The 19,970-nt window shown below is 47.3% G+C and carries 20 protein-coding genes; 7 read left to right on the top strand and 13 right to left on the bottom strand.

Annotated features, from left to right (window positions below; genetic code table 11):
* Positions 1-30 precede the first annotated feature (30 nt).
* From glgA to rsmC, 3 genes are all read right to left on the bottom strand, one after another.
* Positions 31-1,509 carry a glycogen synthase GlgA gene (gene glgA / locus ACQY6Q_RS13295; protein ID WP_427982111.1) on the bottom strand — a complete coding sequence of 493 codons (1,479 nt, stop codon included), beginning with the start codon at positions 1,507-1,509 and terminating at the stop codon, positions 31-33.
* A gap of 94 nt (positions 1,510-1,603) precedes the next feature.
* Entirely contained in the window at positions 1,604-2,827 is a 1,224-nt protein-coding gene (glgC, locus tag ACQY6Q_RS13290) for a glucose-1-phosphate adenylyltransferase (RefSeq protein WP_427982110.1), read from the bottom strand.
* Between the two features lie 131 nt (positions 2,828-2,958).
* Positions 2,959-3,990: a 16S rRNA (guanine(1207)-N(2))-methyltransferase RsmC gene (gene rsmC, locus ACQY6Q_RS13285; protein ID WP_427982108.1), complete on the bottom strand. Its 1,032-nt coding sequence runs from the start codon at positions 3,988-3,990 to the stop codon at positions 2,959-2,961.
* A gap of 315 nt (positions 3,991-4,305) precedes the next feature.
* Between rsmC and dapA the strand changes: the two genes are divergently transcribed.
* Both dapA and ACQY6Q_RS13275 read left to right on the top strand, forming a co-directional pair.
* Positions 4,306-5,178 carry a 4-hydroxy-tetrahydrodipicolinate synthase gene (dapA, locus tag ACQY6Q_RS13280; protein ID WP_427982107.1) on the top strand — a complete coding sequence of 291 codons (873 nt, stop codon included), beginning with the start codon at positions 4,306-4,308 and terminating at the stop codon, positions 5,176-5,178.
* Positions 5,179-5,297: 119 nt separating this feature from the next.
* Positions 5,298-6,071, top strand: coding sequence for a diguanylate cyclase domain-containing protein (locus ACQY6Q_RS13275; RefSeq protein ID WP_427982106.1), 774 nt, complete (start codon positions 5,298-5,300; stop codon positions 6,069-6,071).
* Between the two features lie 47 nt (positions 6,072-6,118).
* On the opposite strand, the gene ACQY6Q_RS13270 is transcribed toward ACQY6Q_RS13275, so the two are convergent.
* The 5 genes from ACQY6Q_RS13270 to thiB all read right to left on the bottom strand — a co-directional run bounded on the left by ACQY6Q_RS13270 (position 6,119) and on the right by thiB (position 11,435).
* Entirely contained in the window at positions 6,119-7,612 is a 1,494-nt protein-coding gene (locus ACQY6Q_RS13270; protein ID WP_427982104.1) for a hypothetical protein, read from the bottom strand.
* A 171-nt stretch (positions 7,613-7,783) separates the two neighbouring features.
* Positions 7,784-8,122, bottom strand: a complete 339-nt coding sequence (locus ACQY6Q_RS13265) for a hypothetical protein (RefSeq protein ID WP_055734610.1) — start codon at positions 8,120-8,122, stop codon at positions 7,784-7,786.
* 66 nt (positions 8,123-8,188) lie between these two features.
* Positions 8,189-8,890, bottom strand: coding sequence for a thiamine ABC transporter ATP-binding protein (thiQ, locus tag ACQY6Q_RS13260; protein ID WP_427982103.1), 702 nt, complete (start codon positions 8,888-8,890; stop codon positions 8,189-8,191).
* Positions 8,874-10,445: a hypothetical protein gene (locus ACQY6Q_RS13255; RefSeq protein WP_427982102.1), complete on the bottom strand. Its 1,572-nt coding sequence runs from the start codon at positions 10,443-10,445 to the stop codon at positions 8,874-8,876. Before ACQY6Q_RS13255 ends, thiQ begins: the two co-directional genes overlap by 17 nt.
* Before the next feature lie 6 nt (positions 10,446-10,451).
* Positions 10,452-11,435 (bottom strand): thiamine ABC transporter substrate binding subunit, encoded by a 984-nt coding sequence (thiB, locus tag ACQY6Q_RS13250; RefSeq protein WP_427982101.1) that lies wholly within the window; start codon positions 11,433-11,435, stop codon positions 10,452-10,454.
* Positions 11,436-11,480: 45 nt separating this feature from the next.
* Here thiB and ACQY6Q_RS13245 point away from each other — a divergent pair, with 45 nt between their 5' ends.
* Together ACQY6Q_RS13245 and ACQY6Q_RS13240 are read left to right on the top strand one after the other, a co-directional pair.
* On the top strand, positions 11,481-12,296 hold the full coding sequence (locus ACQY6Q_RS13245; RefSeq protein ID WP_427982100.1) for a phosphotransferase family protein: 816 nt from the start codon (positions 11,481-11,483) through the stop codon (positions 12,294-12,296).
* Between the two features lie 146 nt (positions 12,297-12,442).
* Positions 12,443-13,093: a hypothetical protein gene (locus ACQY6Q_RS13240; protein WP_427982098.1), complete on the top strand. Its 651-nt coding sequence runs from the start codon at positions 12,443-12,445 to the stop codon at positions 13,091-13,093.
* Between the two features lie 52 nt (positions 13,094-13,145).
* On the opposite strand, the gene ACQY6Q_RS13235 is transcribed toward ACQY6Q_RS13240, so the two are convergent.
* Together ACQY6Q_RS13235 and ACQY6Q_RS13230 are read right to left on the bottom strand one after the other, a co-directional pair.
* A complete protein-coding gene (locus ACQY6Q_RS13235) occupies positions 13,146-13,988 on the bottom strand; it encodes a 23S rRNA (adenine(2030)-N(6))-methyltransferase RlmJ (RefSeq protein WP_427982096.1) in 843 nt (280 codons plus the stop codon).
* A 104-nt stretch (positions 13,989-14,092) separates the two neighbouring features.
* On the bottom strand, positions 14,093-15,478 hold the full coding sequence (locus ACQY6Q_RS13230) for a PLP-dependent aminotransferase family protein (RefSeq protein WP_427982095.1): 1,386 nt from the start codon (positions 15,476-15,478) through the stop codon (positions 14,093-14,095).
* A gap of 115 nt (positions 15,479-15,593) precedes the next feature.
* Here ACQY6Q_RS13230 and ACQY6Q_RS13225 point away from each other — a divergent pair, with 115 nt between their 5' ends.
* The gene (locus tag ACQY6Q_RS13225; RefSeq protein ID WP_427982093.1) at positions 15,594-16,187 is read left to right on the top strand and encodes a LysE family translocator; all 594 of its coding nucleotides are present in this window, start codon (positions 15,594-15,596) and stop codon (positions 16,185-16,187) included.
* A 56-nt stretch (positions 16,188-16,243) separates the two neighbouring features.
* Here the strand turns inward: ACQY6Q_RS13225 and ACQY6Q_RS13220 are convergent, their stop codons facing one another.
* Positions 16,244-17,470 carry a uracil-xanthine permease family protein gene (locus ACQY6Q_RS13220; RefSeq protein ID WP_427982138.1) on the bottom strand — a complete coding sequence of 409 codons (1,227 nt, stop codon included), beginning with the start codon at positions 17,468-17,470 and terminating at the stop codon, positions 16,244-16,246.
* 163 nt (positions 17,471-17,633) lie between these two features.
* On the opposite strand from ACQY6Q_RS13220, the gene ACQY6Q_RS13215 reads away from it, so the two are divergent.
* Together ACQY6Q_RS13215 and ACQY6Q_RS13210 are read left to right on the top strand one after the other, a co-directional pair.
* A complete protein-coding gene (locus ACQY6Q_RS13215) occupies positions 17,634-17,957 on the top strand; it encodes a DUF2956 domain-containing protein (RefSeq protein WP_427982091.1) in 324 nt (107 codons plus the stop codon).
* Between the two features lie 16 nt (positions 17,958-17,973).
* Positions 17,974-18,516 carry a GNAT family N-acetyltransferase gene (locus ACQY6Q_RS13210; RefSeq protein ID WP_427982089.1) on the top strand — a complete coding sequence of 181 codons (543 nt, stop codon included), beginning with the start codon at positions 17,974-17,976 and terminating at the stop codon, positions 18,514-18,516.
* Between the two features lie 5 nt (positions 18,517-18,521).
* Here ACQY6Q_RS13210 and ACQY6Q_RS13205 read toward each other — a convergent pair whose 3' ends face one another.
* Together ACQY6Q_RS13205 and ACQY6Q_RS13200 are read right to left on the bottom strand one after the other, a co-directional pair.
* On the bottom strand, positions 18,522-18,998 hold the full coding sequence (locus tag ACQY6Q_RS13205; protein ID WP_055734626.1) for a hypothetical protein: 477 nt from the start codon (positions 18,996-18,998) through the stop codon (positions 18,522-18,524).
* A gap of 49 nt (positions 18,999-19,047) precedes the next feature.
* The gene (locus ACQY6Q_RS13200) at positions 19,048-19,755 is read right to left on the bottom strand and encodes a glycerophosphodiester phosphodiesterase family protein (RefSeq protein ID WP_427982087.1); all 708 of its coding nucleotides are present in this window, start codon (positions 19,753-19,755) and stop codon (positions 19,048-19,050) included.
* Positions 19,756-19,970: the final 215 nt, after the last annotated feature.

Genomic DNA, 19,970 nt, shown 5'->3' with positions numbered 1-19,970 from the left:
GCTAAGCCGCCACTCACGGGCGGCTAATTGTTACGGTTGTTGAATAGGATTCACATTTAGCGCGTCATTGTATAAGGCTTCATACTGCCATACCGATTGCTGCCAATTAAAGCGTGACAACATGGCGCGATGACGCATGGCTTGGAATTCCTCTGGGTGCTCCAAATAAAGCAACAATGCACGGCGCAAAATGTTCAGTAAATCAGCCGGTTCTGGATCATAAAAGATGTGTCCAGTCGCTTGTTCTGGCTGCTCATCATAATCGTTAACGGTATCTTTTAGACCGCCGACACCGCGCACTATGGGTAAGGTTCCATAGGCTAGGCTGTACATTTGGTTTAAGCCACAAGGCTCAAATAATGAAGGCATCAGGAAGAAATCGGCGCCGGCTTCCACCAAGTGAGCTAATTCATTGCTATAGGCATGAATAAAACGCAGTTTATCTGGCCATTTCTGTTGCAAGGCTTCCAGCTCGGCCACGATGCCACTATCGCCAGTACCGACAATGATGACCTGTACTCGATGGCGCAGGAACTGCTCTAAGGCAGGCAGTAACAAATAAAACCCTTTTTGCTCTGTGAGTCGGCAAACCATGCCAAAAATAGGGACATCGAGTTGAGCTAAATCGGTTTTCACTTGCAGGGCTTGACGACAAACGCTTTTCCCGCTCAGGTCACTGCTAGAGTAGTTGGCTGGAATAAATCGGTCGGTGGCCGGATCCCAATCGGAATACTCACAGCCATTTAAAATGCCGACTAAATCACTACTGCGTTGTTGGAAGTAATCACATAAACCGTGTGAACCCAAGCGAGTCAGCAATTCTTCTGCATAGGTGGGGCTTACCGCGTTGATTTTATCGGCAAAGCGGATCCCGGCTTTGAGTAAATTAATGCAGTTGTAGCCGTCTAATATTTGGTCGACTAACCCGTCGGCCAAGTCTTCAAGCAGCTGAAACTGGTGTTTTTCAAAAATGCCCTGAAAGGCGGCATTGTGAATGGATAATACCGACTTACTGTTGCAGAAGAAGGGATGGTGCCCGTATTTCTGCTTGAGTAGGTAAGGTACTAAGGCGGTGTGCCAGTCGTTACAATGGAAAATGTCTGGCTTAAAACCTAGGGCCTCGGTGACTTGGAAAATAGCGCGCGAGAAAAAGGTAAAGCGTTCACCGTTGTCGTCGTAAGCAAATTCGCCTTCGCTATATAATTGGTCGCGTTCAAAGTAATTATGCTGTTGGATGAGGTAAACCGGGACATCTTCGAGCATTAACTGATAAACGGCATAGTCGATGTCTTGGCAATCGTTGCCAGTGTGCAGACACAAATCGAGCAGTTTCTCCGCTTCATCGTGACGATTGATGGTCTTGTAGAACGGCATGATAATTCTAACATCTTGGCCGTGTTCTTTTAGTGCAAGCGGAAGTGCCTTGGCAACATCGGCGAGACCACCGGTTTTTGCGAGGCTTTCAACTTCTGAGGCAAGAAACAGAATCTTGACAGGATGGGCTGTCACAGAGTACTCCTTAACGATTAAGGCACCGAAGGGTGCCTTAGATGATGCTCATATTATGTGGTTATTACTTGTTCATTTTCAAGCCAAATTATGCTTAAAAGCCAACCTTGGCATTTTTAGCAATTACCACGATTCCTTCTGGAGAAACGGTAAAGCGTTTGCGATCGTCTTCTATGTTCTCTCCAATGATGGTGCCGGGGGCAATTTCTGCGTTTTTATCGATGATAGCTCGACGAATTTGACAGCCTTCACCGATGCGGCAGTTACCGATTAAAATCGATTCACTCACCACTGAGCCTGGTCGCACGTGACTTCTGAAACCAAACACGCTGCGATTAACCTCTGAGCCAAGAATAAAGCTGCCAGCAGAAATTAACGATTGGCTTACGCTAACTTTTTTGTCGCCTACATCTTTAAAGGTGGCTGGCGGAAGTGGTGGGTAATGGGTATGCAATGGAAACTTGGGGTTATACAGAGAGAATGGAGGCTCTTCTTCCAACAAATCCATATGCGCAGCCCAGTAGGAGTCGATGGTTCCTACATCGCGCCAATAGCCGCTAGCTGATTCACCAGCAATTTCGTTTTTGGTGAAGTCATAGGCAAACACATTACCTTTGGGGTAGAGTTTAGGAATAATGTCGTGACCAAAATCGTGGTTTGAATTAAGGTCGTCGGTATCGGCTTCTAAGGCATCTAACAATACTTGGCGTTCAAATACATAGTTGCCCATTGAGGCTAAAACATGGTCTGGGTCGCCGGGAATGGTTTTAGGGTTTTCCTTGGGTTTTTCTTCAAAGCCGATCATGCGACCTTCTTCATCCACCTCGATAATACCAAATTGGTCGGCTTGTTCTTTAGGCACTTTAATGGCGGCAACGGTAAGGTCGGCTTTATTGTGGCGATGCTCGTCCACCATTTGTCGCACATCCATCTTGTAGATGTGGTCACTACCAAAAATACATACATGCTCGGGTTCGTTAATCTCAATGAAGCGAGCGTTTTGATAAATCGCATCGGCTGTACCATCGTACCATCGTTTGCCTACACGCATTTGTGCTGGTACCGCATCAATAAATCGATCGGTAATAATGCCGGACAAATGCCAAGCTTGGCGAAGGTGGATGTTAAGAGATTGAGACTTGAACTGGGTAAGTACGTAGATTTTGAGAAAGTCTGAATTGACAAAGTTATTTAGGGCGAAGTCAATAAGCCGATAACTTCCTCCAAACGGGACCGCTGGCTTGGTGCGGCTGTCGGTCAAGGGGTAGAGGCGAGTACCTTCTCCACCTGCGAGTATCATTGTTAAAATGCCAGCCATAAGACCTTTACCTCTAAGTTATGTTGGAATTGAAATCGTTTTCAAAGTGGCTTGGCTTAGTGTCCTTATATTTACCTTTGATGTAAATAGTCAATTAAGGCTTTTGTTAATCCACATTAAAAAAGACCGTTTTATACACAACAGCGTAATATTTTAAATTTTTTGTTGTCGAGCTTGGTTTCATAACGTGAGAAGTGCTGCTTAATTAGCGATTCATACTGCAGAAAGCTATTGGCCACTAACCATAATTCGCCATTCTCTCTCAAATGTTGCTTAGCTTGAGCAAGAAAGGTTTCGGTAGTTTCATACTGAGTCGCAATGCCGGCATGAAACGGTGGGTTACTTACAATAAAATCAAAGCGCTGCTTCACCTCACTCAATCCATCAGAAGCAATTACTGTTCCAGCGATAGCGTTTTCTTTTAAGGTGGCTTGAGTGCTAGCGATGGCGTAGGCACTGACATCGAGAAGACTAATTTGAATGGGGTAAAGTAGCGCTTGGCTTGCACCAATAATGCCCGCACCGCAACCAAAGTCGAGCACAGCACCGTGCATCGCTGGTAGCTGTTCTAAGAGTAGTTGGCTACCTTCGTCGAGTTTTCCGTGATTAAACACTCCCGGTAACGATTTCACTTGTAAAGTTTTGGCGGGTAGTGCTACTTGGAAATGCTCGAACCATGGCTCTAGTTGGAAGGCTGGCACAGTTTGATTAAGAGTGCCAAAGTACAAACTACAGCGTCTGGCACTGTCTATTTTGTTGAGTTTTATGCCATAGCTGGCCAATAGTTTTTCGCAACCTTTAACCCCCCCTCTATTTTCACCCACCACAAAAATCTCTGCACCTTGTTGTAACTGCGGCAGAATGCAGGCGAATAAATAGGCCGCCTCTTGTTTGGCTTTAGGCATGAAAAACAACAACGCATTGCTATTTTCATGTAACTGAGGTTGAGCATTAAATTGGCAAGTTAGTTTAGAATGAGATTGCTCAGAGAAATATTGGTAGTGGCCAAAATGATTACAGCAAATTTGCAAGGATGCGACCTGCTCCAGTAATTGCAGAGGGTAAGCATCGGCCAGTTGGCCCGCTACAATGAGGTGTTGTTGCTCAAATAGATTGTCGTGGCGCTCAAGTACTTGGCTGGTGGCGTGTAGCGTAGTATTCATACAGGTTTGCTTGCTGGCAATAATTGGCGCCAATAATAGAAAGTTTTCAACTAAAAGGCTATCTCATCACAAGATATGCGGATTTATTTTGCAGCTTACTTGACTTTTAGTGAAAGCTAAGGAAACTAGCTAGCACTAAATTTGATTTATTGAGACTGTTAATGCAGCCAATTTCTTTGAAACTTAAGAAGTATAAACGGCCCGAGCTAAAACGCGGGTGGTTAATGGCTGGGTGTGAGTAAATCGAAAATGTATTTTTGAACCCGGCCACTGTGACCGGGTTTTTTTATTTTAGAAGTGAGAGATGGAGCGGGCATGTTTAAAGGATCGATAGTCGCGTTGGTAACTCCTTTTATTGAAGGAGAGGTAGATTATGCCGCGATTCGTGAGTTGGTTGAGTGGCATATTGGTCAGGGCACGCACGGTATTGTGCCCGTGGGAACAACGGGAGAAAGCCCAACTTTAACCCATGACGAACACATTGCTGTGGTAAAAACAGTAGTGGAACAGGCTAAAGGTCGTGTACCTGTGATTGCCGGTGCTGGGTCAAACAACCCCATTGAGGCTATCGAATACACCAAGGCGGCTCAACAAGCGGGTGCCGATGCCACTTTGCATGTGGCGGGTTATTACAACCGCCCGAATCAAGAAGGCTTATTCCAGCACTTTAAGATGCTGCATGATGCCACCGACATTCCTATTGTTTTATACAATATTCCACCACGCGCCGTGGTTGATTTAAGCCCGGTAACCATTGCTAAGCTTGCCCAACTGCCACGAATTGTGGGGGTTAAAGATGCCACTGGTGATTTATCGCGTCCATTATTTGAACGCCAGTTAGTTGACCAAGATTTTTGTTGGTTAAGTGGCGAAGACGCTACGGCCGTGTCGTACAACATCAGTGGTGGCCAAGGCTGTATTTCGGTGACCGCTAACGTGGCACCTAAGTTGTGCGCACAAATGCAGCAGGCTACCTTAGACGGTGATTATGCTAAAGCACGGCAGATTCAAGATAAATTGATCCCCTTGCATCAAGTGATGTTTGCCGAGCCTAGTCCGGCTGGTGCTAAATATGCGATGTCGCTATTAAATAAATGTCAGCCAGATTGCCGTTTGCCAGTGACAGAATTATCAGAGACCACTAAAACACGCATTAAGAACGTGATGCAAAGCTTAGAGCTTATCTAAAGGTGCTAACTAAATGCTAAAAGGTCGAGCTTGCTCGGCCTTTTTTATATCTGCGCTATAGGTAATTTGGCTATGTGGCTTGCTATACTCAGAACAGGAACAATAACAAGGATGAGTAGGTGGCGGAGCTCGATTTAGTAAGCTTTTTTCACGGAATAGTAGAGCCCGACAGTGGCTATTGGCTCTATCAAGCCAGCGATAGTAGCGTATCTTTGCATTACCCATGGCAACATACTCAAGCTCAGCAAGTGCCCTTAGAGCAGTGGCTTAAAATGCTCGATAAGCGCTGCCGTGGCGCCTTTCAGCAAGCTTTGGCGAACAGCTTACGCCAACAGCAAGCGCTGGTATGTCATTATTGCCATAGCGAGGATGAGTGGTTACGACTTAATGGCGTGCCGATGCAGATCCAACAGCAGACCTTTCTACTGGCCAGTGTGCTGCCACTGACCATGCCGGTGATTACCGATGAAACCCAATTACGCGACCCACAAACGGGTTTGTTGTCGGCGGCTTTATTTCGTCAGTTGTTAATTCAAGCTATTCGTTTGAGTCAACGTAACTACGAATCGTTCGTGGTTCTCAGTCTTCGTTATGCCGCTAGTGATTTGTCTTTGGTGACCGCCATTATTGCTCGTGTATTGCAGCAGCAACTGCGCCGCTCAGACAGCGTAGGCCGATGGGAAGACAACGAACTGTTGGCCTTGCTCTATGGCACTAGCGTCAACTCGGTAAATTTGGTGGTGGATAAACTTCGCCACGAGTTACAAGTGCAGCTAGTAGGGGTTGGGCTAGAGGAGCTACAACTCGGTTGGACTAGCTACCCGCGTGATGGTGACAACGTGGATAGTTTATTGTCGCGGCGCTTACAGCATAGTTTACAGTTAGCGGATTAAGCCCGCCTACAGGCAGCAAGTGCTTACTACCTGTTTTGGGCGGGGGTTTATTTGGCTTGCTGTACGATGCTAGCGCTATGCTTCAGCATGTCTAAGTACAGCGTTTGTTGTTGCTCGGGGTCAATGATTACTCCATTGGCATCGCTAAAGGCTTGCACTTGGCCGGTTTCTGCAATACTACGACTATTCATATATTTAGCCATGAAATACTGTTGCTGAGTAGCGTTGAGCTCGGCGTCGATAAGCGCAATTTCCAGCCGTTCTACCTCTCTAATGCTGAGCTCTATAGCACTGCTTTGCAGCAAAGGCTGCTGGGCCTTAGGTTCTGCATAAATACTCTGATAAAAGGCGCGATTGCTGCTGTTAATTAACCTAACTTGGGTTCTTTGCAGAGCAAAATCTGTGGCCTCAAAGCTAGCGTCATTGTCGATGCAATGTTTAGCTTGCCCCTGTACTAGAGGGCAATCTTGTAGAATGTCGCTGTATTCCATAGAGGATAGTTCAGGCAGCGCTAAAACTAGCTGGCTATCTTCAGTATCGATGCTCATGGCTGTTTGAAAGCGCCAGTGACTGTCGTTGCTCTCTCCAGCAAATAAGGCCGACCAATGGCTCACCTCGGCGTATTCAGGGGCAATAGTAAACTGGTCTATATGCTGATAAAGCGGTTGCCATAAATAGCTCTGCTGATCATGCATCGCCACAATAGCACTTCCTTGATCCAGACTTAAGTTGGCGGCCGCCTGCCAATACATTGGGATTAAACCTTGGTTACTGAGAGTGGCTGCGGTGATCTCTGGTGCTTGTTGGCTATTGTAGAGGTAGCTTGGCTCAACAAAGCCATAATAGGCTAAATCGCTCAGTTGTTGGTCTTGCTTAGAGTAGTAGGCGGTGATCAGGGTATCTCGCTGAGCAGGCAGCGGAGCTAATACCGGAATGTGGGCCGAAATATCTCGTCCTGCCACGCGGTCTAGACCATAACTGCTTTGGTAGTATTCCACCCCGCTTTCTTGCAGTACCGACACTGCAGTATTGTCTTCGATGTCAGTTTGCTTGCGGTAGTCCTTACCCTTGTAGCAGTCACTATTAGTTTGGGCCGAGCGCACATTTAGTAGCTGATCGCTTAGCAAAGACTTAGCCATGCTAAACATGTAAACATCGGGGTTACCACTGAGTCCACTATCTATCTCTTCCAGTGAAACATAGCCCTCATCGGGAACTAAAGCGCTGTTAATAGTAACAATGCCATTATTAGGTACATCTATGGCAGGAATGGTGAGTTCTTCAATAATTGAACCATCGCCATGATGAAATAGTATGTTGTAGCCGCTATTGGCTACCGATGCAGTAATCACTCGACTTGGATCGTTTTCTGCTGTGGCATAAATAACACAGCCTTTTTTTACATCGCTTTCTTTAAGCGTATGTAATTGAATAATTTGCCAGCTGTAACGCGGGGCTGTGGGTCCATGGTTGGAATCACTTCCGCCACAAGCGCTTAATAACGCGGTACTTAATAAAACGGGCAGGGCAGTTTTTTTCACTGTAGAAAGCCTCTTATAAAGTGTCAAAATGTTGATACTTCGAGGTTTTAGCAATTATTTGGCCATAAATACACAAAATATAGAGTTATCATCTATATTTGTTGTTGTGTTTGGTTTTTTGCTCTGGTTTTTATCTTTTTATGAGTTATTAGGAGGGCGCTAACTAGAGCTTTAGGCTCTAGCCAGTATTTCTGGACCGCGTCGGCCTTTTTCTTCCATGTACTGGTAGTACAAACGAATATGAGTGGCGGCTTGGTCAACGCTGCGGCCCATGGCTTCGCGGATCTGCTTGCGATTAGCTTGTTTGGCGTCATCGCTATCGCGCAGTTGGGTTGCGCTCATGCCGGGTTGTACGTCGTTATTACCAAACACTGGACTACCGGGGTTGCTCATTTGTTTTTGCGCGGTGAATTCGGTAATGGTTTGTCGAGGGGCGGTATTTTGAATACGCTGACGCGCCAGATAGGGCGACTCATAGGATGCGACTTGTAAATTGTAATTAACCTGCATAATCGCGCTCGAAATAAAAGTGAATGGCGTTCATTAAGGCCCTTATCGGCCGTGTCTTAATAAACTTTAGCTGCAAGCAAGATAATGAGCAATGTGCGGGTTTGCTGGCGCTTGTTGTAATTGTTCTACGCTAGCAAACTGCTGAGTTTGGCCTTGCTCAATAAAGGCGACTCGCTGCGCCACGCGCAGCGCATCTTGCCATTGATGAGTTACCATCAATACCGCTAACTGATATTGCTCGGCCAGTTGTTTTACCAATTCTAAGCACTCTAGACGCAACATTGGGTCAAGTGCGCTAAAGGGTTCGTCTAACAATAATATTGGCCGGTTTTGCACCAAACAGCGGGCTAGTGCGGCGCGTTGTTGTTGCCCGCCCGAGACTTGGTCGGGGCGTTTATTGAGTATCGATGCTATGCCGAGTTGCTCGGCGATTTGCATCATTTGTTGCTGTTGCTTGGCATTCAGCTTGAGCTTTTTACTCAAACCGAGGGCGATATTTTGTTGCAGTGACAAATGATGAAATAAGTTGTGTTGTTGAAATAAGCTAGTCACCGGGCGTTGAGCAAAAGGCCGTGCTAATAAGCTTTCTCCTTGCCAATGTAAGTCTCCAGCAGAGGCTGGGATGAAGCCGGCAATCAGCTCCAATAAGGTACTTTTACCGCTACCGCTGGCCCCTAGCAGGGCGACCACTTCACCCGGATTAACTTCCAGCGAGTAGTTAAAATAGTGGTGCTGACGTTGGCATTGTAGCTTAGCGATGCTCAGCATGGTGTCGTCCTAGGCTTATATCAAGTAAGTAAAAAATCAGGCCGCAGAGCAATAACATGATTAGCCCTGTAGCACTGGCAGAGGCATATTGATAGCTACTTAGCTGCTGAAACAGTAATAGTGGCAAGGTGGTTACATCAACGCTGCCAATCAGCGCTATTACGCCCATGTCTCCTAGTGACAATACCATACACAGGCTCAGCGCCACACTTAAGGGTTTTCGCAGCAGTGGCCAATAAATGAAACGTAGTTGACTCAAGGCGGGCAGGTTTAAGCTTTGATTGAGCCGGCCATATTGTTTAACGGCATCGTTTAGCGCCGGCTTAAGGCTGCGCATATAAAACGGCAGGCTCATTAAGGCGTTAATCAGCGCCACTAAGGGCACGGTATAGTGGCTAATATCGCCACGCGACATCAACAGAAAAAACAGTCCAGTGGTGATCACCATGGCTGGAGCGAGCAACATGACAGAGGCCAATAGCTCTTGCCCCTTATGCCGCTTTATGCCCTTGTTAAGACCAAGATTACTGGCGTATTGCCATAGCAGCGCCGAACCCAGTAAGACTACCCATAACACGCTTTGTCCGGCAATACTCAAAGAGTACAAGCTACTGCTCAACCATTGCTGCCACGGTAAATCCCGCCAGTTTAGTTCGCTTAAGGGGCTAAACATGCCGACCATCACCGACATAATGAAGCCGTAATAGGCCAACATTATTAAGTAATGCAGTAGGCGGGCAGCTCCGCCAAGGACCGGAGTTTGTGCCAGGTTTTGTTGGTGGCGAATTGTGTCTTGTTGTTCGCGACCGAGTAATAACCAACCTAGACTGGCTGCTATCAGCAATTGCAGCAGTGCGCATTGTAGGGCAAATAGCGGGTCAAAGTCATAGCGCAGCGCTTGGTAGATGGCTACCTCTAGGGTGGTGCTCTTGGGGCCGCCGCCCAGTGCGAGTACGATGGTGAAGCTACCAAAACACAGCAGTAAAACTAAGGCAAATAAGCCGGCGATGCGATTACGCAACATTGGCCATTCTATCAAGCGCCAGTAGTGAGCTTGCTTAAAGCCCAACTGTTTACCCTGTCGCCAATAGCTGGCGGGAATGGCTTGGTATTGTAGATAAGCATAACGTGCCACTAAGGGCATGTTAAGAAAGCTATGTGCCAGCAAAATGCCGGGAAGGCCGTATATTTTCCAGGAAAATGGCGATAAATGTTGTAAAAATCCATTTGTGCCAAAGCTACCAACGCAACCTAGCACCACTAAAATCACCGGGCAAACAAAACACAGATTAGCCAAACGCAATTGCCAATGAATGGCGCGAGCTGGTAGATAGAACCAAGCTCGTGCGACTAATATGCCGCCCATACAAGCCAGTAAGGCAGACAATAATGCCTGCCACAGACTAAAGCGTAGTACTCGCCATAAATAAATGTCGTTAAAGGCTTGCCAGCTTAAAGCCGAAGTTTGTTCGGCTAATCCCCAGAATGCGGCTAATACTACCAGTGCTAAGAATGCGCTGGCGCTATAGCCTGCGATTGCTGCATGTTGCTTCATGCTGGCTTATTGGCTCACCGCATTACGCCATTCTTTGATCCAGTTTTTACGTTGCTGGCTGACCGTGTTTTGCTCGATGCTTAAGGCTTTAGGGCTGATTAAGCTAGAAAAAGCTGCTGGTAGTTCAGCGTTGGGATTAACTGGCAGCATCCAGTTACTTGTGGCAATAATTTGTTGTGCAGGGGCACTTAACAAAAAGGTTAAAAACTGTTGTGCTAAGGCGACTTGCTGGCTAGTCGCGCTAATTGCTGCGACTTCTATTTGGGTCATGTGGCCTTCGCTAAAAGGCAGCGCCTGATAACGATGCTCCTGTTCGGCCACCATATGGTAGGCAGGCGAGGTGGTATAACTTAATACTAAATCGGCTTCTCCTTTAAGGAACATGCCATAGGCTTCGCTCCAGCCTTTGGTTACGGTGACAGTTTTTTGTTGCAGCTTGTTCCAAGCTTGGGCTGCGTCATCTCCATACAAGGCTTTAAGCCATAACATTAAACCTTGTCCAGGAGTGCTAGTGCGTGGGTCTTGATACAGCACGCTGCCGTTAAAGTCGTTAAGTAGCTGCTCCATCGAGGTCGGCTTGTCTTGCAAGGTGTCGGTATTGTAGATGAAGGCAAAATAGCCGTAATCATAGGGAATAAACTGCTGGTCCTGCCAATCTATGGCCAGTTCGGGGAGTTCGAGTTGATGATCTTGCACCGCGCCAATGGCCTGTGTTTCAGGAATAAGGTTGGTATCTAGGCCCAAGATGACATCGGCTTGGTTACGTTTACCTTCCAATTTTAAGCGGTTCAAAATGGCCACGCCGTCATCTAAACCGAGCCAATTAATGGTGCAGTCGCATTGCGCTTCAAAGGCTTTGCTTAGTGCTGGCCCTGGCCCCCAATCGGAAACGAAGCTTTGGTAGGTATACACGGTGAGTTGTTGCTTGGCTTGAGCGCTTGCGCCCAACACACTAAGGGTACAGCAAGCTAGCCATAGCCATTTTTTCATCTTACACTCCTTGAACATTTACTTAAGATCCTGTCGGAAGCCACTTTGCTCGATTCTGTACTGACCCCCAGCCTTATTCAGCAACTACAACAACACTTAGGTAGCATTCTAAAAGTAGACCGTTTTGCCGCTGGGCATCAGCATTCATGGTTATTGCGAACTCACAGCGAGTCTTGGGTACTAAGACTTAATCAACAGCAGCCTTGTTATGGCTTGGATTATCAACGTGAATCGGCTGTATTACAACAGCTGAAAGGACAGCCGTGGATGATTGAGCAACATCCGCTCAGTTTAGCCGGGGATTTTTTATTGTACCGTTATCAGGCGGGGCAAGCGCTGAGTGATTTAAGTCATTTCTCGCCTCTGTTATGGCAACAACTGTTGCAAGTGTTAGGCAGCCTGCCCAGCTTGGGCAAAGGCTTGCCTGAATTTGATATGCGCCATTACTTACAGCGTTATTTATTAGATATTACTCACCCTGCGGCACAACACTTTAAGCAGCAGGCCTTGCGCTGGTTTGCCGCTCAGTCGTGGCCAAGTGGCCGTGCTTTTAATCATCACGACCTACATTTAGACAATATGCTGCTTGGCCCGCAGCAGCAATTATTGCTACTAGATTGGGAATACGCAGCCACCTCCATGCCCGGTTGGGATGCCGCCAGTGTGGCTCAGCGTTGCCCGGTGAGTGCGCAGCAGCGCGCCGATTTAATTGCGCTTAGCGGTTTTGCTGAAGCCGGTTTTAGCCAATTAGAAGCGGCAGTTGAGCTCTTAGACTTAGCTTGGTATTGGCAATATCAACCCAGTTACTCGGCCTTAGCAGAGCGCAGTGAAGGCTGGTTGGCTAAGCTAGCAAGCGCCTGAATATAGGGTTAATAAGTAAACGCAAAAATACCACCTTTAAACGACCCACATCATATTTGCTTCAGGCTTTTCAGCTTATATTTTCAGCTAAATTGAGTTGATATTAAATTGGCGGGTGAATTGCGCCTTGGTCTTTGGAGAAACTAATGCAGGTGAATAATGCGGTGGGACAGCGAGTAAGTAGTCAGTTAGGAGAGTTAGAGTTACTGCGCTTATTAGGCAAAGGTAAGTCTGCTTACTCTTATTTGGCTCAGGGGCCTGAGCAACAGTATGTGGTGAAATTAATGCATGCTGAGCCTTGTCCGTATTATGACTTTGCTGACAATAATAAGGTGGAGCTGGAACAGGCAGCCTACGCTAGGCTGAAGGCCTCCGGTATTGCTATTCCTCAGTTGTTGGACGCCAATCCCGAGCAAGCTTATTTAGTTAAGGAGTTCCTCGAAGGTGACTTGGTCACCGACTTGGTGATAAGGGATGCATTACCTCAAACTTGTGTTCAACAGGTTTGTCAGATGGCTAAACGGATTAAAGCGCTGGGCTTAAATATTGATTACTACCCAGATAATTTTATTCTGAATAAGGGCCGCTTGTACTACCTTGATTACGAAACCAATCCCTATGAAGAGCAGTGGGATTTAGCTCATTGGGGCTTGTACTACTGGGCGAACTCGGCGGGTATGAAAGCCTACAAGGCCACCGGGGATGCCAGCGCCATTCATCAGCCGGTGGATTCAGCCAAGCCGATTACCGAACCATTTTTAGCCACGGTTAATCAGTGGTTAGCTGATTATGCTTAAGCCTTGAATAGCGCTTGCTTAGAGGCTGGCACTATCGTGCCAGCTTTAAATTCTACTCTTCAACTAGCACTTCTGCGCGCCAGTTGCCTTCACCTTCTTCACCTAAGGTGTCGGCTAAGTAGGGCAGTACGGTTTGCATTTCTTTGAGTAGCGTCCATGGCGGGTTGATCACTATCATGCCACTCGCGGTCATGCCAAAGTCTTCATTGTCGTGACGAATGCCTAATTCAAACAATTGAATATTACGAATGCCGCTGTTGCACAGTTGCTTCTCTAAGTTGTCGATGCGGTAGCGGTCTACCACTGGGTACCATAGGGCATAGCTACCTGTAGCAAAGCGCTTGTAGGCTTCTTTTAGGGTGGTGACTACGCTCTTATATTCGTCTTTCACTTCATAGGATGGGTCGATTAATACCAAGCCTCGGCGCTCTTTGGGTGGCAGCAGCTCGATCAGCCCTTGGTGACCATTTTGCTGACGGATTTTGGCCCGACGGTCTTTTTGAAACAAGCTCTGTAGTGGCGCTTGCTCGCTGGGATGAAGTTCGTGAAGGAATAAACGATCTTCGCGGCGTAGCAGCATCTTGGCTATCCACGGTGAGCCCGGATAATACTGACGGGTTTTCTCGGGATGGAGTTGATTCACCAGTTTGACATAGTTTTTAACCAGCTCAGGTAAGTCATCGGCATGCCACAATTTGCCAATACCGTTTTCAAACTCGCTTTTCTTCTGCGCTTCAGGGCTGTTGAGGCTGTAGGCCCCTGCACCCGCGTGAGTGTCGATGTAACACAAGGGTTTATCTTTTTGAGTCAGGTGGGCAATGATGCGCTGTTGTACTAAGTGTTTTAGTACGTCGGCGAAGTTTCCAGCATGGTAAGAGTGGCGATAGCTTAACAAAGTGATTTCTCGATATGGGTAGCAAGGGTCGCAGCCTAAGCGGCGAATACAGGGCTAGTCTAGGTAGAGACCCTAGCAGATGCAAGTCTATTCACGCGGCCTTGCTAGAAAATTTGCGGGCTTTGCGGTGGCGAATTTTTCAACAAATTTGCCACAATGGCTAAGGCTTGGTCTAGTTGTAGGTTGCTATCAGCTTGACCCAGCGAGATCCGCACCGAGTTTGGGCTAGCTTGGTTGTCCACCACAAAATGTTCGGCTGATGCCAGTTCTACGCCTTGCTCGCGCGCCGCATTAACAAACTGAGCGCAGCGCCAGCTGGCGGGCAGGCGCAACCAACAGTGTAGCCCGCCTTCTTGGTAGTCATAATCTAAGCCAGCCAGATGATGGTGCAGTAATTGCGCCCGTTGGCCGATTAAGCGGCGTTGCTCGATTAACGCTTGGTCGGCATAACCTGCCTGTATCCACTGTACGGCAAGGTCGACTAACAGCGGGCTTATGTTCCAGCTACTGCCGCGAATCGCACTGTTAAATGCGGTTTGTAGGTGCGCGGGAACGTGTAGATAGGCGAAGCGCAGCCCCTTGAAAGCCCCTTTAGAAAAGCTATTTAAGTAAATCACCTGTTGTGGCGCCATCTCTACCATGGTGGGGGGGCGTTGATCGGGCAGTAGCCCACAGACATCATCTTCAATAATGATGACTTGATGATGGCGACAAATGTCAATAATTTGCTGGCGGCGCTTTTCAGGCATGATGGCGGTGGTGGGGTTTTGCAGCGTCGGTGTTAGGTAAAGCGCCCGCGGGCGGTATTTTTCTATTTGCCTTAATAAACTGTCGGGGCATATTCCATGCTGATCTAGACTTAGCCCTTTTAGCTCAATGTTCAGTTGCTTGGAAAGAGTGATCAGGCCGGGGTAACACAGCTCTTCACAAAGTAAACGCTCACCCACCAGTTGTAGGGCGATTAAACTCAGGTTTAAGCCATGTTGGGCACCGTAGCTGAAAAACAACTGTTCTGGATTAAAGATCTGCTGCCCTTGATTTAACCAAGCGCATACTTGTTCGCGCTGACTGAGTAAGTTTTGACTGTAGTCGTTATCAAATGGCTGGTCTAGCTGCTCGCCCGCTTGGGCATAATTTTGTAGTAAAGGCACTAAATGCACCGCTCGGGCTTGGGTAAAGGCGCTGTTTTGCCATAAGCCGATGTGTTGTTGGCTGCTCTCTAGGCTGCCCCATTGTTGCTGGTAATTGATGGCGGCTTTGACATAACTACCGCTGCCCGTTTTAGATTCGATTAAACCCTGTTTTTCCGCTTGAGCGTAAGCACGAGTAATGGTGCCTACGGTAACACCGAGGTGTTCGGCCAATTGCCGCTGGGGCGGTAGTTTGTCACCCGCCTGCAACTGTTGCTCAGTTATTAAGGCACGGATCTGGGCAACGATCTGAGTAGCCTTGTTCTCATTGTTATCTAAGTTTTGCCAAATTGTCATCATGACAATAAACCTTTTGATCTCTTGTTGTGGCTATATTAGCGTGAACATGGGTGATAAACGAGGTTGTTTTGCTAATTTTGTTTAATTGTATCGATACAATTTAAAGGAGGATAATATGGATATTGCTTTATTTTCATCGATGTTGGTATTTGCGGTGGTGATGGCGGGGACTCCGGGACCAAATAATATGTTGCTGACATTTTCTGGGGCTAACTTTGGTTACAAGCGAACCTTGCCGCAAATGGTGGGTATTCCGGTGGGGATTGCCAGCATGATTATACTCATGGCTTTGGGTTTGAGTTGGGTTTTTCAGCAATATCCAAGCATGCAATGGGGCCTAAAAATAGCCGGTAGCGCTTATTTGTTATATCTAGCGCTGCGTATTTTAAAGCAGAGTCAATTGTCACAGCAGCAGATGGCCAAGCCACTAAGTTTCTTTGAATCCTTAGGGTTTCAATATCTTAATCCCAAGGCGTGGATGATGACGTCATCGGCGGTGGCTAGTTTTGCTGTGGCCGGCGAGGCCTACTGGGAGTCTATAGGGGGCTTGGTATTGGTATTCTTTTTGGTTAATCCGGTGACCGGCTCTATTTGGGTGAGTTTCGGCAAGTTTATCGCGCGCTGGTTAAGTGCCCCTGTCGCCAGACAACACTTTAACTTTATTATGTCTTTGCTCACTGCCGGCTGTGTGGTGTTACTGTGGGTATAATCAAGAAAATCGTTAAATAAGGCGGGAGATCCCGCCTTATGCATTAAAGTCAGTGATTAAGCTAGGGCTTTCGCTTCTTCCTTAGGCAGTACGATATTAAGAATAATCGCTAGAATACCGCATAGGCCAACACCCTTAAGGGTAAACTCACCAATGCCTACCACCATGCCACCAATACCAAATACTAAGGTGACGGATACAATCACTAGGTTGCGTGGAATGGTTAAGTCTACTTGCTTACTGATTAAGGTATTTAAACCGATTGCGGCAATGGCACCAAATAGTAAACACATAATACCGCCCATCACCGGTACCGGAATAGACAACAATAGGGCACCGGTTTTACCGACAAAGGCCAAGGCTATAGCAAATACCGCCGCCCAAGTCATGATCACTGGGTTGTAAGTTTTTAGCAAACTTACCGCACCAGTTACCTCACCGTAGCTAACCACCGGCGGAGCGCCGAAGCTGGCCGCGGTAATAGTGGCTAGGCCGTCGCCTAACAGCGAGCGGTGAATGCCGGGTTTTTCAACGAAGTTTTTACCAGTAACGTTAGAAATGGCTAGAATGTCGCCAAAGTGCTCAATGGTAACAATTAGACCAATTGGCGCAATGAACAAAATGGCCTGCCAATTAAATTCTGGAGTCACAAACTCGGGAATAGCAAACCACGCTGCATTAGCCACCGAGCTGAAATCAACTAAACCAAAGAATAGGCTTAATACGTAGCCTACCACCACACCACAAATAATCGGCATCAGCTTGAGCATGCCTTTGGCAAAAATAGATACCACAATGGTGGTAAACAGTGCTGCCAGTGAAATCAGCAAGGCAATGTCTTGTTCTACTAATACCGCTGAGCCGTCACCGGTTTTACCCAAAGCCATGTTTACTGCAACCGGCGCTAAGCCTAAACCAATCACCATAATCACCGGGCCAACCACTACCGGAGGGAGAAAGCGCTCAATCACTTTTACGCCACGTAGCTTGACGACGCCACTAATGATGATGAACATGACACCTGCAGCCATTAAACCACTTAAGGTGGCGGGTAAGCCAAATTGTTGGGTACCCAAAATAATTGGGCCAATGAAGGCGAACGAGCTACCTAAAAAGATGGGGATTTGACGCTTGGTACAAAACTGGAATATTAGCGTACCAATACCTGCACCCAATAGTGCTAGGTTGGGGCTGATCCCGGTGAGTAGTGGAACTAAGGTCGTAGCGCCAAATGCCACCAATAGCATTTGTGCCCCGAGTAGTGGGGTGTTCATCCGTTTTATCTCCCTGTGAACAAAAAAATTCACTTAGTGTAATGGCAAGGGCTGGATAAAAAAATGATCAAAGTAGGGAGTCGATGAAAAAGGCTTGGTTTTATCATGGTTAGTCGATTTATTAGACCGCTTAGGCGAGTATACTTAGGGATTAAATTAATGAGGAGAACCTGTGGCTAAAGCAACTAAAAGCAAACCTTCTGAAGAAACCATCGCCAGTGCCGATGCGCTAGCTAAGGCTAACCAACGCCCCGGCCAAACAAAAGAACAAACCAAGTTGATTTCGGCGGGGATCCAAAAGGGCATCGAGCAATACAAGAAACAGCAAAAAGCTAAACAGCGCGAAGCCGATAAATTGCGTAAAAAGCAGCGTCAGCCTGCACAAACTGAACCGCTAAGCCTAGCACCTGAAGCCTCGCCTAAAGTGCCGTATTTACCCTGGGTCTTGTTGGTATTGTCGTGGCTGGGGTTTGTCACTTATTTGTTTAGCTATTAGCGAGTAGGAAAGAAGCATGAAAGGCCAAAAGGTGCTGATCCGCCCTTATTTAACTGAAGATGCTAGTGCACATGCGCAGGCAGTGCGAGAAACCGCCGAACTAGGCCAGCGCTGGTTAGATTGGATGCAGGTGGATTACCCAGTGGAAGAAAGCGTGGCTTGGATCAACTTGAGTAAAGCTGCGCTGGCAAAAAACTTGGCCTTTGATATGGGGATCTTTGCTGCCCGCGGCGGCGAGTTTTTAGGTGCTATTGCGATTAACCGAGTCGAATGGAACTATCGAGCGGCCAATTTGGGCTATTGGGTGAAAAGCAGTGCCAGCGGCCAAGGCATTGCAACAGAAGCCGTGCGCTTAATGGCAGATTATGCGTTTAATGCCTTGCAGCTTAATCGTTTGGAGTTGGTGGTGGCAGAGCGTAATTTTGCCAGTCGGCGCGTGGCCGAGAAAGCCGGAGCGCAGTTTGAGTGTTTGGCCAGAGCGCGAGTTATCGACCTCGGTAAGCCCAGCCATGCAGCGGTGTATTCTTTGTTAGCCGAAGATTGCGCCAAAGGCTTTTAAGCGGCTTAACTGCGGTTACGTTGATTAATGAACTTAAGCATGGACTTGCCTAGTAGCCAGGGAAGATCCTGATTCACCGCTTGATAGCCCAATTTGCTGGCCACTAAATTGGAAAACTGAGTCCAACCCACATTGGCTAAGCGCCAGGCAATGCTTTGCTGTTGTGAGGCATCGATAAACAAACGAACAATATTACTGAAGCTTGATGAATCAAGGCTGTCTAACCAAGAAAGGCGTAAATTCTCGCGGCTGCTTAAATCCAAATGCTGAATGAAGGTTTCTGTGAGTCGGGTATTTACTGCTGTGGTGATACTCGACAGGGTGGGGTAGCAGCTGCGCAAGACTGGTTCGCTAATGCCACAGTGATTGGCAATATTTTGCATTTCTATTTGCTGCCAATCTCCGTCCAGTAAAAACCTTAATACTTGGTCGAGAATTTGCTCTTTTAGCTGGTGCTGCGCTAATGAACTTACTGATGTCATAGTTCGCTTCCTGCGAAATCAGCCCTTGATCCTTAACGGGCTAGTGGCGTTACAGAAATCGCTCAGGGAAGTCACTGATTACCATGTCTAGCCACGGTAATAAGGCGGTGATTTCTTTGGGCTCATTTACAGTGTATGTAGACAAGCGATAACCCGCCAGTTTGATTTGTTTGGCTTGCTCTACCGAAGTTTGTTGATAGTCCACGTGGCAGGCTACAGCTTTAATATCTTGCAGCTGTTGTTGCCAGTTATTGGGGATCTCTTCATATAGCTGCGCCAGCTTAAATTGCGGGGCTTGATTGTGTAAAAACAACAGGCTTTGGTGGTCAAAACTAGAAATCAGCAGATCATCTAAGGGAAAATCACAATGCTCTATTTCTTTGATAACCGCTTCAACCAGCTGTTGGCGCGGTTGCTGGTGGTATTTGAGTTCTAGATTGAGTTTCAGCTTTAAGCTTTTCGCGTGGAGCAAATATTCGCGTAGGCTGGGCAGCGTCTGTCCGGCAAACTCAGGGGCAAACCAAGCGCCCACATCGAGAGTTTGTAATTCAGCTAGCGTATGTTCAGCGGCTTTTCCTTGGCCATTACTACAACGTTCTAGAGTTTCGTCGTGGAATACGATGGCTTGGTGGTCTTTACTCAGAAAGGTATCAAACTCAACCCAATGTAAACCCAATTGTGCCGCCCGGTCTAAACCAGCGAGGCTGTTTTCAGGAGTGCTGCCTGCAGCGCCGCGATGCCCAGCAATAATAACCATGTTGACGTTCCTAGACTAAAAAAGGTAGCCGCGACTCTAAGGTTGTGGCCCGATATTATATTTGGCTCATATTATGTCTGCTGATGCAGACTTGCGCCACAATATTTACAGTAGTCGGCATCGCTATCGTGACCGGCGCGTTCGCAATGAAAACAGCGGCGTAGCGAGTGTTCTCGGCGCAGCTCGTTGACTAACTCTGCACCCACGATGCCAGT

It is taken from the genome of Agarivorans sp. (assembly GCF_050295395.1).
Lineage (GTDB): Bacteria > Pseudomonadota > Gammaproteobacteria > Enterobacterales > Celerinatantimonadaceae > Agarivorans.
This window is presented reverse-complemented; position numbering and strand designations above follow the sequence as displayed.

Excerpts from the sequence above, each read along its gene's own strand:
- glgC (WP_427982110.1), bottom strand. The coding sequence starts at position 2,827 with ATGGCTGGCATTTTAACAATGATACTCGCAGGTGGAGAAGGTACTCGC.
- rsmC (WP_427982108.1), bottom strand. The coding sequence starts at position 3,990 with ATGAATACTACGCTACACGCCACCAGCCAAGTACTTGAGCGCCACGAC.
- dapA (WP_427982107.1), top strand. The coding sequence starts at position 4,306 with ATGTTTAAAGGATCGATAGTCGCGTTGGTAACTCCTTTTATTGAAGGA.
- ACQY6Q_RS13265 (WP_055734610.1), bottom strand. The coding sequence starts at position 8,122 with ATGCAGGTTAATTACAATTTACAAGTCGCATCCTATGAGTCGCCCTAT.
- thiQ (WP_427982103.1), bottom strand. The coding sequence starts at position 8,890 with ATGCTGAGCATCGCTAAGCTACAATGCCAACGTCAGCACCACTATTTT.
- ACQY6Q_RS13255 (WP_427982102.1), bottom strand. The coding sequence starts at position 10,445 with ATGAAGCAACATGCAGCAATCGCAGGCTATAGCGCCAGCGCATTCTTA.
- thiB (WP_427982101.1), bottom strand. The coding sequence starts at position 11,435 with ATGAAAAAATGGCTATGGCTAGCTTGCTGTACCCTTAGTGTGTTGGGC.
- ACQY6Q_RS13240 (WP_427982098.1), top strand. The coding sequence starts at position 12,443 with ATGCAGGTGAATAATGCGGTGGGACAGCGAGTAAGTAGTCAGTTAGGA.
- ACQY6Q_RS13230 (WP_427982095.1), bottom strand. The coding sequence starts at position 15,478 with ATGATGACAATTTGGCAAAACTTAGATAACAATGAGAACAAGGCTACT.
- ACQY6Q_RS13225 (WP_427982093.1), top strand. The coding sequence starts at position 15,594 with ATGGATATTGCTTTATTTTCATCGATGTTGGTATTTGCGGTGGTGATG.
- ACQY6Q_RS13210 (WP_427982089.1), top strand. The coding sequence starts at position 17,974 with ATGAAAGGCCAAAAGGTGCTGATCCGCCCTTATTTAACTGAAGATGCT.
- ACQY6Q_RS13205 (WP_055734626.1), bottom strand. The coding sequence starts at position 18,998 with ATGACATCAGTAAGTTCATTAGCGCAGCACCAGCTAAAAGAGCAAATT.
- ACQY6Q_RS13200 (WP_427982087.1), bottom strand. The coding sequence starts at position 19,755 with ATGGTTATTATTGCTGGGCATCGCGGCGCTGCAGGCAGCACTCCTGAA.